The 17,075-nt window shown below is 53.8% G+C and carries 12 protein-coding genes; 8 read left to right on the forward strand and 4 right to left on the reverse strand.

Annotated elements, in window-relative coordinates:
* Window positions 1-9: 9 nt before the first annotated feature.
* Entirely contained in the window at window positions 10-573 is a 564-nt protein-coding gene (locus ABSB80_RS02195; protein WP_428367703.1) for a hypothetical protein, read from the reverse strand.
* Window positions 574-981: 408 nt separating this feature from the next.
* Here ABSB80_RS02195 and ABSB80_RS02200 point away from each other — a divergent pair, with 408 nt between their 5' ends.
* The 5 genes from ABSB80_RS02200 (at window position 982) to ABSB80_RS02220 (ending at window position 7,532) form a co-directional block, all read left to right on the forward strand.
* The gene (locus tag ABSB80_RS02200; RefSeq protein ID WP_428367705.1) at window positions 982-2,430 is read left to right on the forward strand and encodes an MFS transporter; all 1,449 of its coding nucleotides are present in this window, start codon (window positions 982-984) and stop codon (window positions 2,428-2,430) included.
* A 96-nt stretch (window positions 2,431-2,526) separates the two neighbouring features.
* On the forward strand, window positions 2,527-4,908 hold the full coding sequence (locus ABSB80_RS02205; protein WP_428367707.1) for an Eco57I restriction-modification methylase domain-containing protein: 2,382 nt from the start codon (window positions 2,527-2,529) through the stop codon (window positions 4,906-4,908).
* 552 nt (window positions 4,909-5,460) lie between these two features.
* Entirely contained in the window at window positions 5,461-5,772 is a 312-nt protein-coding gene (locus ABSB80_RS02210) for an AbrB/MazE/SpoVT family DNA-binding domain-containing protein (protein ID WP_428367709.1), read from the forward strand.
* Window positions 5,769-6,155, forward strand: a complete 387-nt coding sequence (locus ABSB80_RS02215; RefSeq protein ID WP_428367711.1) for a PIN domain-containing protein — start codon at window positions 5,769-5,771, stop codon at window positions 6,153-6,155. Before ABSB80_RS02210 ends, ABSB80_RS02215 begins: the two co-directional genes overlap by 4 nt.
* A gap of 294 nt (window positions 6,156-6,449) precedes the next feature.
* Window positions 6,450-7,532 carry a tetratricopeptide repeat protein gene (locus ABSB80_RS02220; protein WP_428367713.1) on the forward strand — a complete coding sequence of 361 codons (1,083 nt, stop codon included), beginning with the start codon at window positions 6,450-6,452 and terminating at the stop codon, window positions 7,530-7,532.
* 58 nt (window positions 7,533-7,590) lie between these two features.
* On the opposite strand, the gene ABSB80_RS02225 is transcribed toward ABSB80_RS02220, so the two are convergent.
* From ABSB80_RS02225 to ABSB80_RS02235, 3 genes are all read right to left on the reverse strand, one after another.
* Window positions 7,591-8,721 (reverse strand): ATP-binding response regulator, encoded by a 1,131-nt coding sequence (locus ABSB80_RS02225; protein WP_428367715.1) that lies wholly within the window; start codon window positions 8,719-8,721, stop codon window positions 7,591-7,593.
* Complete coding sequence (locus tag ABSB80_RS02230) at window positions 8,721-11,852, reverse strand: PAS domain S-box protein (RefSeq protein WP_428367717.1); 3,132 nt, start codon at window positions 11,850-11,852, stop codon at window positions 8,721-8,723. The genes ABSB80_RS02225 and ABSB80_RS02230 overlap by 1 nt, the downstream gene beginning before the upstream one ends.
* A gap of 263 nt (window positions 11,853-12,115) precedes the next feature.
* Window positions 12,116-13,336 carry a TiaS agmantine-binding domain-containing protein gene (locus ABSB80_RS02235; protein WP_428367719.1) on the reverse strand — a complete coding sequence of 407 codons (1,221 nt, stop codon included), beginning with the start codon at window positions 13,334-13,336 and terminating at the stop codon, window positions 12,116-12,118.
* Window positions 13,337-13,379: 43 nt separating this feature from the next.
* On the opposite strand from ABSB80_RS02235, the gene ABSB80_RS02240 reads away from it, so the two are divergent.
* From ABSB80_RS02240 to ABSB80_RS02250, 3 genes are all read left to right on the forward strand, one after another.
* On the forward strand, window positions 13,380-14,300 hold the full coding sequence (locus ABSB80_RS02240) for a transcriptional regulator (protein ID WP_428367721.1): 921 nt from the start codon (window positions 13,380-13,382) through the stop codon (window positions 14,298-14,300).
* Between the two features lie 600 nt (window positions 14,301-14,900).
* Window positions 14,901-15,503, forward strand: a complete 603-nt coding sequence (locus tag ABSB80_RS02245) for a hypothetical protein (protein ID WP_428367723.1) — start codon at window positions 14,901-14,903, stop codon at window positions 15,501-15,503.
* Window positions 15,504-15,993: 490 nt separating this feature from the next.
* A complete protein-coding gene (locus ABSB80_RS02250; protein ID WP_428367725.1) occupies window positions 15,994-17,064 on the forward strand; it encodes an Ntn hydrolase family protein in 1,071 nt (356 codons plus the stop codon).
* The last annotated feature ends 11 nt before the right edge of the window (window positions 17,065-17,075 follow it).

Below are 17,075 nucleotides of genomic sequence, written 5' to 3' on the forward strand. Positions count from 1 at the left end.
GGTTTCCGGTCAGGTGATGTTTTCTCCTGTTTCCACCGGGCGGACGCTGATATCCATCCCGGCGATCCTCCTGCAGACCTTTGCAGTCTTGTTCTTGGTCCAGCGGTCGAAAACGAGCGACTGGAACGGCTGCCAGATGGTCACCCAGCAGAAGATCACCAGCACGTTCTCAACGACCTCGGTGAGGGGGTTCCCTTTGAACTGGGAACAGATGGCAATGCCGAGGAATGAGGGAAGACACACGGCGATCGTCAGCCGGAACTCCCGGAGGCCGACCTTCTGGGTGAGCCTCCCCTCTTTCAGATAGTCGAGCGACCGGTTCCGGAAATGTGCCCGCACCGCAGAGACAATTGCATCCCTGCGATCCGGGGTAAGTTCTGAAGCGGGCAGGAGGATCTCCAGCCGGTCGAACATCTCCCCGCGATACCCTTTCGGGACGTCCAGCACTTCACGGAAGATCTGCTCCTCGGCACGATCCGACAACCCGCGGTTGTTCTCTGGAGTCGGATCATCCTGGTCAAAGAAATGAACAATCGTCCGGAACGTTACGGACGCACACGTGTTCTTCTGCATGTCTGGTCTCCAGATTTTTTCTTATTATCTCTAAAGTCAGCAGGGATTGAAATACACCATCAGCACCATCTCAGGACCAGCGATCATGAGCATCTGCAACAGGGTACCGGCCACCGATTATTGATCAGGTTCATACCAGGGAACCCCCCCAACGATTGCCAGGACCCTGGTAAGCGCTGTGAGAACTGCGAGAATCTTCATGACGCGTGCAGGTGCCTTATCCCCGTCTTCGCCACCTTCCCAAGTAGTATGAACCAGTCTCATTCCCGCTCTCATTTATAAATAACGTTTTTGTTTCACAGGTCTCTGCCTGCAATATCCCCACGACAGGAATTCGTGGCAGCGGGAGCAGATTTTGGAAGCATTCTTATGGGGAAAAATGCAATGTCCCATTCTGGTAATGATACTATGAATGAACCCACCGCTTCCCAGAAGATGGCCAAAAAAGATCTCCTGATCGTTATCGTGATCGCGCTCGGGTCGTTCATGGCAGGTCTTGATGCCACTATCGTGAATATCGCCCTTCCGGATATCGCAAAATCCCTTGACGTCTCAACCGTGACCGTCTCATGGGTACTCAACGCGTACCTGATCATCCTCGTGAGTCTCCTGCTTGCAGCGTCAAGGCTCGGAGATATGAAAGGATACCGGAATATCTTCATTGGCGGCTTTGCACTCTTCACCGCCGGCTCCGCGCTGTGCGGTCTTGCGCCCACGTTTGATGTGCTGATCATCGCCCGGATGCTCCAGGCCGTCGGCGGGGCGGTCATCTCCGCGCTGGGGGCAGTCATGGTCACTTCGTACCTGTCGGCATCCGTACGCGGTCAGGCGCTCGGGATCGTCGCCATGTTCACGATGCTCGGGGCAGCCCTCGGGCCGGTGATCGGCGGATTCCTGACGAGCGCATTCTCCTGGCGCTTCATATTCTATGTGAACCTGCCGGTGGGAATCATTGCGATCCTTCTGGGAATGCACATCATCCCCCGGGTGGCCCCGGTTGCTCCCAAAGCAAAACTGGATATCCCGGGGGTTGTGCTGGTCTTTGTGGCACTCTCGACCCTCATTGTCGGTCTGACATCTGTCCAGGGTGACAACGCACTCGCTGGTATGGCTGCCCTCGTGGTATCGGTCGTCTTCTGGATCCTCTTCTACGTACAGGAACGGCGGTCAAAGGAGGCGCTGGTCAATATCAGCCTGCTATCCAACGGAGCGTATACGCTCCAGAACGTGAACGTGATGCTGATCCAGATGGCGATGGCGGGTGTGATGGTCATCATGCCTTTCTACCTTGAACTGGTGAAGAACATCCATGCCGACAATGCCGGGACGATCCTGCTTGCCCTTCCGGTGGGGATGATCCTGACGGCCCCGCTCGCCGGGAAGATCTCGGACGTGATCGGGACGAAAAAACCGATCATAACGGGTTTTGTTCTCTGTGCCGTCTCCCTTCTCTTCCTCTCTGCCATCTCCGAGCACACCAGCGTGGGCCATATCTGCATCTACCTCTTCCTGCTGGGCGCCGGTTCCGGTGTCGCTTTCTCCCCATTGAACAGTGCGGTCATGGGGGAGGCGCCGGTGAAAGACCGGGGGGCAACGAGCGGGCTTGTCAAGATGATGACCAACCTCGGGTCATCGCTTGGCGTGGCCATGGTCATGCTCGTTGCGACCATGGCGGCCGGGCCAAAACTCGCCGAAGTTTCGGCCCACACGCTCCCGTCATCCGCCCTCGCCGCGGCGTTTGATGCCGCTTTCCTCTTCTGCATGGTGCTGGAGATCATCGGGGTTGTCCTGATGCTTGCAGTTGCGGAGAAAGAGCCCTCAGGCAGCAGCGACGGGGAAGTGGCGATCGGGTTTTAGATGGCCGGCGGGAAAGAGCAATTTTTTCTCTCTCCATCCCTCCTCCCTGTTTTTTCATCAATACGGTTATTTTCCCGGTAACGAAGTACTACAACAATGCCGAGGCCGGACCCTGCTCCCTGTGAAGAACCTGACACGAATGCCGGGAACCATGCGGAAACCGTTCTTTTCCACGACCTCACCTGCTGGCGGGAACAGCTCGCCCGGAGCATCGCGAGGAACAACCTCGGGCTGCGCAGTGAACAAATCGCGACTGCCACGAACCGGGTCATCTTCTCCCTCCTCTTCCTGCGCATGGCAGAGGATCGGGGGCTTGTGGCGGGGGGTACCCTGCAGCAGATCAGCGATTCTGCCGACCATTACGGGCAGCTGCTGGAGGCCAGCTCGTCCCTGTCCGGACTCTGGGAAGAGCGTGACAATCCTTCCTCAGCACCACCCGTTTCCATGGGATCGCTCATCATTGAAGACAGTGTGATCAGCGCTGTCCTCTCCCGTCTCATCTCGGGTGACCGGCCGTACCACTTTGATACTCTCGACCTGGAGGTTATTGCCGGGGTGCTCGGGCACTACATCTCCAGGACTGTCAGAAGGTCTGCGGCACACCAGGCGACTGTGGTCGATACCCACGATGCTGTCCTGTCCAGGGGCCTGACGGCCCCTCCCCTCTCCGTGATCCGTTACATGGCAACGAGATCCCTCGGTGCAGCTATTGCGAACCGGTCGCCCTGTGACGTACTGCCGCTCCGGGTGCTTGATCCTGCATGCGGGGCCGGAACGGTACTGCTCTGCGTCTTCCGGGCCCTTCTTGCCAGTCAAGGCAACCGGCTGACCTTTGACGAATGTCACAGCATTCTCGTGGATTCAATCTACGGGGTGGATATAAGCCGGCATGCCGTGGTAGCGACAAAGATGCTCCTGCTCTTCCGGTTATTCGGGGAGTTCTCATCTTCCCCGGCACCGCAGGATATTCCGGGCATCATAGAAGGCCTGTTCCGTGACCTGCGGCATACGATCCGGTGCGGAAACGCACTTATCGCGCCCGATATCGTGAATGACGAATCATGGATGTTCTGCCCGGCGAGGGAGCGCCACTTGCTCAACCCGTTTGCATGGGCCGCTGAATTTCCGGAAATTTTTGCAGCGGGAGGGTTTGATATGGTGATCAGCAATCCCCCGGAGGGGCTGCCGGAACAGAAGGAATGGATCCAGCGGTACCTGCAGCGGCACTACGCAGCCTACCACCCGGAAGCGGACCGGTCCGCGTTCTTTATCGAGAAAGGGCTTGTGCTGCTCCGGCCTGGTGGCTCCCTCAATTTCACCATGAGTGACCTGTGGCTCCGGGGAAGGGCCGGCTCTCCGCTCAGATATCTCCTTACCACAAAACAGGTCGAGGAGATCGTGGATCTTCCCGGATCTGTCGGTGGTCCGGATGAGACGGGGACCTGTATTCTCCGGCTCACCAACCACTCCCCGTCCCACGCTGCCGTCGCTGCGCTTGTGGATCCCGCATCTCCAGGAGACCTGGAGGCGTACGTGCACGCGCACCATTTTCCGGTTGACCAGGCAAATTTTGGTGAAGGCGGCTGGACACTCCGCGACAAGCGGACTGAAGAAGTCCTGGAAAAAATCCGGGAATCAGGTTCCCCTCTTGAAGACTATGTTATGGGGCAGTTTCGCCCGGGGACAGAATGGGCATCCGACCCGGCTTTTGTGATCGATAGCAGTCTCAGGAAAACCCTGATCAGCGGAGATCCTGAATGCAAGAAGTTCATACGGCCGGTGATCAGCGGAGAAACGATCGGAAGGTACGAACCGGCAGTGCACATCTCGTTTGCGGTCTTCATCCCTCAGGGCTGGACGGACCACTACCCGGGAGCCCGCTCCAGCCCGTGGCGCTGGTTTAAAAGACGGCACCCGGTGCTTGCCCGTTTCCTGAAGTCCCGGAAATCAACGAAAGCGGAAGAGGCCCCGGATCACTGGTGGGAGACCGCGTGCAGCGACGATTTCTGGCGGGAACAGCATCCCAAAATTCTTTTTGCAAACAGGTTCCAAGAACTGGCGTTCGGGTTCGATCCCGGTCGCGGCATCGCGGGCCCATCGGTAGGTGCGCTCGCGTCTTCAAGCCTCTACCTCCTCGGACTCCTGAACAGCCGTCTGATCTCGTTCGTCTTTGAACGCACCGTACGATCATCATTCCGGAATCGCACGGAATTCTCAGGTGACGATCTAATGGATATCCCGGTCTACACCCCCGACTTCGACAACCCGGATGACAAAGCCCGGCACGACCGCATGGTCGCGCTCGTCACCGAGATGCTGGAGTTGCACAAGCATCTGAGCCACGCAAAAAGCGACCAGGAGAAGCGGATCATCACGCAGGAGATCGAGTCGATTGACCGGCAGATCGATTCGCTGGTGTACGGGCTCTACGGGTTGACGGCCGATGAGGTTGCGGTGGTGGAAGCGAACTCTGCCTGAAAGGCAGAGCGAGCTGGAGAAGAAATTTCAATTTCTTCGATAGAAGAGCGTTGGGAAGTAACACATTCACTTTTTTTGCTATGAGAATTCCCCTGACGTTCCCGGGGAGGAGACAAGCATATCCCTTGGCCGGTACCCGCGGCGTCCCAAACCGCATCCCCTCCCGCTTGGGGTCTCCATAACGTTGCTATATACGACCTCATCCATTCCCGCCGGAGATTGCCCGATTATTCCTGGCCGGTTCCGCATTTTTCCGAATTATGACCTCTAAAATCTATGGTTCTGGGGAAAAGAGGTACAGCCGGGCCCGCAGCGGGCTTTGATGTACCAGAATTCCCGCAGGGGTTTTGACAGTGAAAGCCGCTCCATCTGACGATAACATCTGGCCTGGTCTTTCGGTGAGATCACTCCTTTAAAACAGGGGGTGTGGTGGGATCATTCCGGATGGAGGCTCGGGGAAGGAGGTGGTTTTACCAATAACGGTATTTTGCCATATTACTTTTTTGCCAATAATTATATTTTGCCACAATTCCCATATACTCCTGATGTACCATGGCGACGAACGCGAAAACCCGGGTTTCCAAAAAACCAAAAAACCTCTCCGGTGTCAGCGAACCATTGGCTGAGTACCGGACAGAAACCGGCCCGGTCATCACCGTGGACGCAACCGGCAGGATGGTGCTCCCCAAGAAAATCCGGGACCATTACAACGCGAACCGTTTCGAGGTCCGGGAGGCAGAAGGGCACATAGAGCTCATACCGGTCAAACCGCTCAGATCGCTGCTCGGAATTTTCCCCGATCTGGATATTGAAGCGATCTACCGCGACCACGACCGTGAGGTTGCAGAGGAGGATGCAGAGTGACCGGTATCCTCATCGATACCTATACCTGGATCGAGATCTTCCGGAACAGTCCCTGGGGACAGCAGGCACTGGAATGCATTGAGCAGAATTCCCCGCTTGCAGTCTCCGTGCTGACACTCTATGAGCTCCAGTACCGCTTCACCGATCTGTGCGGGGAAGAAAAAACCGGGTCCTTCATCGCTACAATTTCCACCCATGCTGATGTTATCCCGGTCGATATGCAGATCGCGATCGTGGCCGGCACAATCAGGGCCGGACAGAAGAAGGGTAACGGTATGGGCGCAGTTGACTGCATGATCCTCGCAACCGCCCGGATCCACAACCTGAAGGTGCTGACCGGTGATATGCACTTCAAGGGTCTTGAAGAAACGATACTTCTCTGAATTCTTTCCTTTCCCATCCCCCTTGTTTTTTATTGAATAGAAAAACCTGGTAAAAACATGGTCATGACTGTTTTTCGTTGATGGAGGATGGGTCGACCGGCCGGAAGATCGACCGGATCGTATACGGACTCTATAGCCTGGACTGAGAAGAGATCGCAGGAATCGAGAAAGAGACCGGGGAATATCGTTCGGCACCCTGTGACCCCCAGCGGGCCACACTCGTTCCGGAAACAGTCATGGGAATTCCACGCTTGATTTAGAAATACCTATAAGCTCCCAAATCTCCACGCTAGTATGAAACGCTGCCCGTACTGCGGGACAACAATTGCCTGCGATGACAATTTTTGTTTTCTGTGCCAGCGTCCGTTTGAATCCCCCCCGCCCAAAGATTCCACGCACCCGATCCTTGACCTCTCCAAAGACGAATGGAGAAAGCCCCTTGTGTCTGCGGCCCTGTCCCTTGTCGGCGTGGGCCTCGGACAGTTCTATAACGGCGAGACCATCAAGGGGCTTGTCGTTCTTCTGGGTGTGCTGGGCTCCCTTTTCGCCGTGCCGGTGTATACGGCATTTGACCCCCGCATCGTTATGGTAATCGTCTGGGCCGTGGCAGTCCTTGATGCCTACCTGAGCGCAAAAAAGATCAACCAGCTGAAAAAAGAGTTCCGGAAAAAGAGCATACTGTTCTGGCCGGAGGTGGCGGCTCTTGTCATCATTGCCGGATTTTTCATCGGTATTGCCGTTGCTCCGCACGTGGCAGCGAAAAGCATCTCACTTGCGGCCGGGGAAGTTGCTGATACAAAATACCCGGCCTACGCGGTCCCCCTCTACGAATCCGCCATTGCCCTCTCGCCGAACGACACGGCAATACGGATGGACGAAGCGAGTCTCATGCAATCCCTTGGCAGGGACAAGGAAGCCCGGCAGGACCTGGAGTACGTCATGGCCACGAACCCGAACGAAACCGCCCCGATTGTGATGACCGGCACTATTCTCTATGACCAGGGCCAGTACGAGGAGTCCATCCGGTATTTTGAGAAGGCGTTGTCAATCAACGGGAACGATGCGCAGGTATGGATACGGAAGGGCGACGCAAGTCTCGCACTCTCGATCAGGGAGAATCAGAAGATCCGGGTGAATTTCCAGACACTCACCACGAATAACCAGGATCCTGCCGCGGCATCCAATGAGACGTTGGACACCTTAGAGTCTACGCAGTCCTATCAGGACGCGATGGAGTCCTACAACCAGGCGATCAAAATTGATCCGTTTGTCAGCGTGGAAATTTCCTCGCACATCCTTGCCGCCACGCAGGATCTCCTGAACACGGAACAGGGTATCGTGAACGATATGGGCAGCGGAAATACAACCTCCGGGTAACGCCGGATATCCCGCCCTCCACGGGATGATCCTGAAAACGCCCGTGTATCAGATGCGATTATTGTTCCGCAGCGATCCGGTACGCTCCCTTCGGCACAACAATCTCAAACCGTGCTCCCTTGCCCGGCTCTCCTGTTTCGCGGATCCTGATGCCGGTAAAATCAAGAATTTCGCGGGAAAGGGCTAAACCGAGTCCGGCGCTCTTCCCGAAACCCCGGCCGAAGATCCTCTCCTTCTCCTGAGCCGGCACACCGTCACCATCGTCTTCGCACAGGATAACGCAGTTATCACCGGATTTCTCCACAGAGAAACGAACGGTCGTGATCTTCCCGCCATACTTCACCGCATTGTCCATGAGGTTGTAAAAGATATTGGCGATGAGGGCATCGGTGAAGACTTCGGTCCCGGCAGGAATATCATTTACGAGCCGCAGGTGCCCGGTCGCTCCCTCTTTTTCTGCGGCCTCCACGATTGCACGGGCATCCGCCCAGACCGGAGTATTGATCCCCATCTCCTCGTATCTCTCGGTGAACCGGATAATGGAGGAGATCCGATCGGTAGCGGACCCGATCTTTTTAAAATAGTCATGGTATGTGGAGTCAGGCAGCTTCTTCTCCAGTATCTCATGGTATAACTGCAGTACCGTCAGCTGGCTGATGATATCGTGCCGCGTGATGCTGGAGAGAAGTTTGAGCTTCTTGTTTGCAGCGTCCAGAGACTGGTTGTAAAATTTCATGAGTTCCATCTCATGGTACTCCATCTCCTTTTCAACTACCTCACTTACCCCCAGTGCTTCCTCAACTTTCTTCCGGGAAACCGCGTAATGAATCTTGTTCGAAAGCTCGGCAAACTGGCTTTTCGGGTCACCGCCTTTCTGGAGATAAAAATCCGCACCATTGTTGAGGGCCTCGATGACCACCTCTTCCCGCCCTCTCCCGGTGAAGATGATGAACGGTGTGGTATCCCCCGATTCCCTGAGCTGTTTGAGAAACCCGATGCCGTCTATCTCCGGCATCTGGTAATCGGAGAGGATGGCGTCATATCGTTTTGTCTTCAGACGCATGAGCGCCTCGCTGGCAGACGTGAGCGTATCGACAGCGAACGACCCCTCACTCTCAAGGAAGAGTTTGCTGAGCTCCAGTAAGCCGGGCTCGTCATCCACATAGAGGACCCGGATCGTATCCGCCATTATGCGCTCCTTCCCGCGACACGCCACATACCTTTCGGCACCACGATCTCAAACCGTGCCCCCTTCCCGGGATAGCCGGTTTCCCGGATAGAGATACCGGTGATATCGAGGATCTCCCGCGAAAGTGCCAGACCAAGCCCCGAGTTTTTCCCAAACCCCCGCGCGAAGATCCGCTCCTTGTCATCAGCAGGGACGCCATCACCATCATCCTCACAGACAATGATCTGGTTTCCATCCTGTTCGTGCACAGTAAACCGGACTGCCGTGATCTTCCCGCCATACCGTACGGCGTTATCCATCAGGTTGTAAAAGACTTTGGCGATAAGCGGGTCGGCGAATACTTCCGTGCCGGCAGGGATGTCGTTTTTCACCATGACCTTGGCACGAAGGGTCTCCTTTGCTGCAGTGTCCACGAGTGCCCGACAGTCGTGCCAGAGAGGGGCATTTACCCCTATCTTCTCGTAGTCTTTGGTGAACTCGATCATGGTGGAAATCCTGGTACACGTGTCCGCGATCCGGGTGAAATAGTCATCAAGAGCGGGATCCGGGGTCCTGGCATGGAGTAACTCAAGGAAACCATTCAAAGCCAGAAGCTGGTTGCTGATATCGTGCCGCGTAATAGCGGAGAGGAGGTTGAGTTTTTTGTTTGCCTGCCGGAGCGCCTCCTCTGCAAGTTTACGATCGGTGATATCGACGAAGGATTCTATCAGGACCTCCTTTCCCCCCAGTATCGTCCTGGAAACGCTCTTGAGGATAGGCAATCGCTCTCCCTGCTGGTTGAGAAGGACGCGTTCAGAGGATTCGATCGCCTGCCCCAGATCGGTAACCGGGCATTGGGATGATTCGGCAGGACAAATGAAGCGGTGGCACACCGAACCTGAAACCGATTCGCTGTTGCCTCCGATCATCTCGAGAGCTTTGGGGTTGGCGTCAAGAATTGTATGGGTACGGGGATCGATGATGACGATACCGGACTGCAACGAATGGAGGATCGTACGGAACCGCTCCTCGCTCACCCGGAGCGCCTGCGTTGCGGTCCTCCGCTCGTCTTCAATTGCGATGGCCTGTGCAAGGAACGACAGGATCTCCAGTTCCTGCGGGGAGGGTGAATAGATGTCCCGGTACACGACGCAGAGTGACCCGAGGAATTTCTCACCGATTTTTACCGGAATACCAATATAGGTCTGCAGCTGATACCGTCTGACATTCGGGTCGGTATCCGCGTAGGAGGATGTCATCAGGTTGGTAATAATCGCAGGAGAGCTGTCCCCCTCCAGAATTACATCATTGCATATATGCCCTTCCGGCAGATCGCAGGAGACAAAATCCGCCGGTGTATTCCACATTCCCAGAGAACAGAGCATTCCGCCTTCAATCCGGTTATAGAGGGCACAGGTCCCCCGAAGCATCCTGCCCGCGAGCCCCGTCAGGATATTGATATTGCTTATGGGGTCTGGAGAGAATGACAAAAATGCCCTGTTCACTTCCGATAACCGCTCTTCGGCCAGCCTGCGGGGAGTGATGTCCTCGATTTGCGCAAGGTAGAAGCGCAGGGTGCCGTCCTCATTCCTGATGGTTGTTACTTTGAGGGCCCCCCAGAGGGTACTGCCGTCTTTCCTGACGTACCGTTTTTCCGTACTATATTCAGGAATAGTACCTGCCTCCAGCGCCCGGATGCCTTCAATATCTCCAGCGAGATCATCCGGATGAGTGATATCCTTAAATGACATCTTCCGGAATTCCTCTTCCGTGTGCCCCATCATCGATACCCATGCCGGATTGACAAGCAGGAACCGAAAATCCGGCAGGGCAAGCGTCATACCGAGCGACGTGTTCTCAAAGATCTTTCTGAACTTCTCCTCGCTCTCCCTGAGCGCCATCTCCGCCTGCTGCCGGTCGGTGATATCCCGGACGATAACGATGAAGCCATCCGGGCGGCCGTCTGCACCGGGAAAGATTCCATGGCTGCTCTCGACAAAAAACGACGACCCGTCCCTGCGCCTGACCCGGTACGTAACGGCATGCCGGAACTTCCTGTCAAGGAGCTCCACCATGGTCTTCCGAACCAGCTCATGGTATTCCGGCTCCACCCAGTCAAAGACGCTGGTTCCGACCGCTTCATCCATGGATGAGACACGGAACACCCTGAGGGCTTCAGTGGAGGCAATAGTGATCCGCCCTGTGAGATCAAAGAGAATGATCCCGTCCGGGGAGATCTCAAAGAGGGTCCGGAAACGTGCTTCGCTTTCCTGGACATTTATCTGGAATGCTGCGAGCTGATCATAGTTCTGGCGCAGTTCCTCCTCGCTCGCAGTCAGTTCCTCAAATGCAGCGGCAAGTTCCTGGTTTTTTTGGTGAAGTTCTTCCTCAGCCCGTTTCAGCTTCGTCACTTCCACGGTCACGGTCAGGATGGCGGACCTGTTGTTGATGGTGACGGGGAGGGTAGAAAACTGAACGTGAACCCGTTTCCCTCCCTTTCCCACGAGAACCATCGGGACATTCTCGAGCCTGCCCGACAACACCAGGTGCGAAGAAAGCCTGCCAAAATCCAGAAATGAGAGCATCCCCATCTCTATCGGGGTCTTTCCAAGGACTTCGGCTTCCGGGTACCCGCTGCTCTGCAGGAAAGCTGCATTGACAGCGATGAATTTTCCATCCGGGATACTGTTGATGGAGATGGGATACGGGCTGTTCTCAAAAATGGTCCGGAACTTCTCTTCACTCTCTGCGAGCGCATTTTCCGCCTGCCTCTTTTTTATGGCATAGCGGACCTTGTTCGAAAGCTCGACGAATTGTGCTTTTGACTCACCGCCTTTCTGGAGATAAAAATCAGCACCGTTATTGAGCGCTTCGATGACAACCTCTTCACGTCCTCTCCCGGTATATACGATGAACGGTGTCGTATTACCGGATGCCTTGAGCTGCTTGAGGAACGTGATGCCGTCCATCTCCGGCATCTGGTAATCCGAGATGATGGCGTCGTACTGCCTGGTTTTCAACAGTTTGAGGGCCTCGTTGGCAGACGTGAGCGTATCAACGGAAAAATCTCCCTCGCTCTCAAGGAAGATGCGGGTGATCTCAAGCAGGCTGGGTTCGTCGTCCACATAGAGAACCCGGTACGCATCAGTCATTCTGCATGCCTCACTGCTCAGTAATCTATTCCTTTCGATTTTAAAATAATGCTAAAAAACTCCATGCAACGTATTCTTTTCCGGATTGGGGATGTTAAGGAATTGGGAGAACCTTAGGCAACAGAAATTCGTATACCGGGATCTTATAATCCCGGCTCTCCCCGGCACAGCGGCTTGGCCAGATGTCTCCGGGCAGTCGGCGGGACCTCTGTCCCATCCGAGGGCTCCGCCTTTCGAAACCGGGGTGACCTTCGGTCGCCAATTTATTCAGACAAGCCTCTGCATAATGGCCGGGCCAAATGCCGTCTTGCGGTGGGCGGGACTTCGTACCAACCGGGTGCAAGTACCCGCGAAATCTCCCGGACCTCAGGCTCTGCCGCCCGGGCTCCGCACTTCTTGCACTTCCACCCTTTTCCTTTCCCGTCGCTCGTCATCCGCTTCTTGCATACAGTACAGAGCGGCGGGCGGACCGTCTCTGCCTCCCCAAGCGATACGACCTTGATCTTCTCGAGATTGATGCTGCCTTTCTTGAAACTCCCGACTGCAATCACCTCATCGCCCGGAAGTAGTTGCCTGACAATATGCCGGAAATTTTTTGTGGGCTCGTAGGCCATGCACCGCACGGGAAAATCCCCGTCTTTCATGATGAACGAGACATGCCCGCCCGCATGTGTCCCGGGAACACTGGTCACGTTCCCCGGCACAGTGTAGGAGAGCAGTTCGTGAAGATGCCCGGCCTTCCCGGGCAGCAGGTGGGCATCCGTCCCCTGGTTGGTGACCCAGATCTGCTCGATGCCGGGCGGCTCTGAACGGATCATCTGCCGGGCATGCATCACCCATGCCGGGCTCTCGCCCCGGATGCCGAACAGCACCGGGTCGGGTGTATGAGGGACGCAGACCACGACATCGTTGATGACATCTACCGTGTCCCATGTATGCGGGAACGTGGCTCTCTCTGCGTCAAACAAACTCTGGCAGTCGACGTTGCGGGGCGTGCCCCAGCGCTCCGGCTTCCGGTAGACCAGGATCTCGGAGGTGCGGTCCGGCAGGTCGCTTGCCACCGCTGCCGTTGCACCGATCAGCCCGCGCCCGTTCTTCCAGCCCCGGTAGCGGGCACCCGAATCGTCAAGAACCCGGATCGCATCATCGATCTCGCAGAAATCTTTTACCGCACGCCGGTAGAATGCAGGGTCAGGCTGTTCACCGGTAACCACCAGACCGGGATTCGTATTCCCGCACGAAAAATCGGCAAGCTCCTCGACGGTCGCGCATGCGATCTCAAACGCCCGGTCTGCGTTGCCCTCCGCGTGTAACGCGATCGCCGCATTGCCCCGGGTCTTCCAGGTCACGTTCGGGTTGAGCCGGACGAGCCGGGCCTCCTTAACCTGCATATGCTCCCGGATCAGCCGTCGGGCCAGCACCGCCCCGAGGTAAGTCGTGCACATCCCCTGCGGCGAGTCCGTGTCATCGATGCCGATCAGCATGTCTATATTAATATATGGGCACGCTCCATCCATTTGTATCTACATGTCCCAGGACCGCCAGCTCCAGCTGGTTACCAGCGTGATGATCACGGCAGGCTTCGATGTCTCCGAACGGTTCACCATCCGCCCGCGGAGTTTCGACCTCATCGCCCGCAATAACGGGACGCTGCTGGTCATCAAGGTGGTCTCCCACATCGACTCGGTAAGTGAAGAGGGGGCATTCGACCTTGAGCTGATCTCGCGCCATCTCGGAGGTGTGCCCCTGATCGTGGGCGAGCGGGCCCGGGAAGCGGAGCTGGAGCGCGGGGCGGTGTACGTGCGGTACGGCATCTACGCGATCAGTCCCGCGACACTCTATGATTATTTCGTGGAGAAGATCCCGCCGCTCGTGTATGCGTCCCCCGGCGGGCTGTATGTCAATATCGATGGCGAAGTGCTGCGGGATCTCCGGGAAAAGCGCAACATGTCCCTTGGCGACCTTGGGCAGGTGCTCGGGGTCTCACGGCGAACCATCAGCAAGTACGAGGGTGGGATGGGGACAACGCTCGACGTGGCGATCCGGATCGAGGAGTTCTTTAATACGGGCGTAGTCGAATCCATCGATCTCATCCGGCACGAACCTCCGAAGGCAATGGAAGGAGAGCAGAAGGAGGTGCCGATCAGATCCCCCATGGAGTATCTCGAACAGCTGGGGATGCAGCTGCACACGCTCCACGGCGCCCCGTTCCAGGCCCTGCTCATGTTCGAGAAGCATACCATCCTCACCGGCTACGGCCCGGCCCAGAAGGTCGTAAAACGGGCAGCCCTGATCGGGAACCTCTCGAAGATCGCCAAGAAGCACGCGATGTGCGTTATCACCGATTACCATAAGCAGAAGATGATCGGCAGGACGCTCGTTATCGGCGAGGAACGCCTGCACCGGATCGAGAACGGCTTTGAGCTGCTCGACCTGCTGGGCGACTGAATTTTTTTCAAGGTTATCAAAGCAAAATATTCAAGAGTTCAACAAAAAAAGAAAAACGTCTAACCAATGGATTATTCAAAAAGTTCTTGAATATAATGGCAAACCAATTGACACGAATTTTCTGAAAAATTTCGAGGAATAAAAAATTAAATTATACCTATTTTACCGCCAACCCAGTCATTGTTTTCGACCGGTTCCCCATCGTATTGATCAGGATATTTGCTATTTGTGCCGGAACCCTATTCGCCGACATCATCCGGGTCACACGGTGGGCGGGAGAACCAATAAACACTGCAAACAAACGAGGCTACGCCAAAAATACCAAACCCGATTGCGATTAATTCTGTATTAGGGAATTCTAATAGTGCTGCCGCTTCTAAAACGATCCCCATTACCAAAGCGATAGCACCATTCCAACACATCATCATACAGATCGTGTGGCTATTTCATTTTCTAGACAAAATTATTTTCGGATATTGAATGAAATATGATCAACTGTCACGCACCATCAACCGATTGAAAGCTTGATCAACCGCAGACACATCGAGCCCAACACCCTAGACAAAATTATTTTCCCTATACAAGAGCTCATGAGATGTGATGGATAGGATAAAAATTCGGTTGCTTCAGGGGGCACTCATTGTCCTGGTCCTACTTTCGGCCGGATGCATTGGTATACGGCCTGCCGAAAATATTACGGTCCGGCCGACAGCTCCCCCGGTCGTCATCCCAACGGTACAAGCGCAATTCCCCGTTACTGAGATCGCCACCCCTCCGACGCAGCCACAAGAGACAACTCCTACAGTTACGCCCATACCAAAACCAGTTGTCACGCTGACAACAAAACCCATCCCTCCGCCTACAACATCCTCAATCTATATCGTTGGTGCCAATTTTCACATTCTTCCACTTTCCTTCGACAGCAAGGGTGTTATCACAAAAGGAAACATCACGATAGTGGGAGTGGTTGAGTCCCTTTCCTCCTATCCTTTAAAAGTCGTTATGAGAGGGGAGATGTATGGTGCCTACTCCCCAAACGTCCCAAAAGCCACTGCCTACGATACGGTGTTGATCCCTCCCCACGGTGTTTCGGGATTTACGCTTGAGATGGACGACTATGTATTCAACGACCGGCCTGATTATGCGACAACTTTCGATACCTACAATCAGACTATAATGAATGTTTCTGTGTCATCACCATAAAAGGGGAAAAAGATCCTTCGGGATGAATACTTGTTTTGATGGGGGACATTCCCTTGGCTGGTCGGATAATTTCAGGCATTTCGCCATTACCACCCGCGATGCATCACCAACCGCTTGTCGGTTGATCAAACGCAGACGCAACAGAAAACAGAACCCTTTTTGCCACCACTCGTTATCCTTAAGGTGCTATTAACAGAAGATCAGCATATTGAAATGTGCAATAGTTACTCATCAACAAAGTGGTGACAATAGAACCCTTTGCTTTGAGTGTATAAGCATTCCTATCTGCGCGGATCAATCGCTAACGCATCAAATAATTACCTAGAAAGATACCAAATTCCCATCGGGGTGGTTAATACCTTACTTTGCGATATCTGATTTGAGGACCAAAGGCTGTATAATAGCGTCGGTTCTGGTGCGTTCACGGGACTTCCTTATTTTCAAAGCTCATTGGTGCATCGCGGGACTTTCCCTCAGAGCGGTGATGTGAGTGTTCCTTGAAGATTTTGAAAGGGACTCCCAACTTACGGAACTCCCAGATTTTTACCCATTTGAACCCCCAAAATTAAAAAAGAAAAATAAAAGGCAATCAACTGATAAGTTAATCCAATGTGACGAGTATATGACAATTTGTATTGCAGCGGTGGCACAAATAGAGACTGAAGATCCCGTGATTAAAGATCCCGCGATTGTTTTTGCTGCCGATTACCAAGTTTCATCTAATTATTTAAAATACAATAGTCCAATCTCGAAATTTCAACCACTAACAGATTATGCTGGTATATTGTTTGCATCTTCCAATGTGCCAAAAAGTGATGAAATCGTAGCAGATGTAGTGAATATTACGGTAGATTACGAAAGATTACGAAAGAAGATACCTATAAAGGATATCGCAAAATTGGTATCGGATAAATGCATTGAAAGACACAATAGGGCGGCGGATAGAGAATTTCGTCTAAATTGGGGATTTATGTTAAATAATGACAAAACTCCTTTATTTAGAGATATTGTAAATGAAGTTATTAAAGACGAGATTCGCGAATTTAATGATGGGTTTTTAGCAGATTTTATTATTATTGGGATAGACCCGAGCCCCCCCTTTGCACATATTTTTCACGTAAACCAAAAGGGAGACATAATATTTCGAGATGTCAGAGGGTGGGAAATAAAAGGGAGCGGAACTGATCTCGCATATAAGGAATTTATGCGATGCCGATGTGCGTCCCCAATATGCGAGTGCGGATATCAGCCTGCTACGGATTTATTATCTAACGTTACTATTCGAGTCTACAAAGCAAAAAAAGCAGCGGAAATTGCTGGCAGACATGGCATTGGCGAATCAACAGCTTTTGGTGTGATACGTGCAAAGGGTGGAAAAATCGGGATTCAATATATCTCTAATTTCATCGCCCAAAAAATAATTGGTAGTGAAATGGAGGTTATTAAAAAATTTGAGAAAGTCACAGATCAAGAGACCGTGCTAGAATTAGATAATGAACTTGAAGAAATATCTTTAACTTTCCCTTCGGAATTTATTTGGGGGATAAAAAAAGGAGAATAATTTAAATTTTT

Origin of the sequence: Methanoregula sp., assembly GCF_050010295.1 — an archaeon.
Lineage (GTDB): Archaea > Halobacteriota > Methanomicrobia > Methanomicrobiales > Methanospirillaceae > Methanoregula.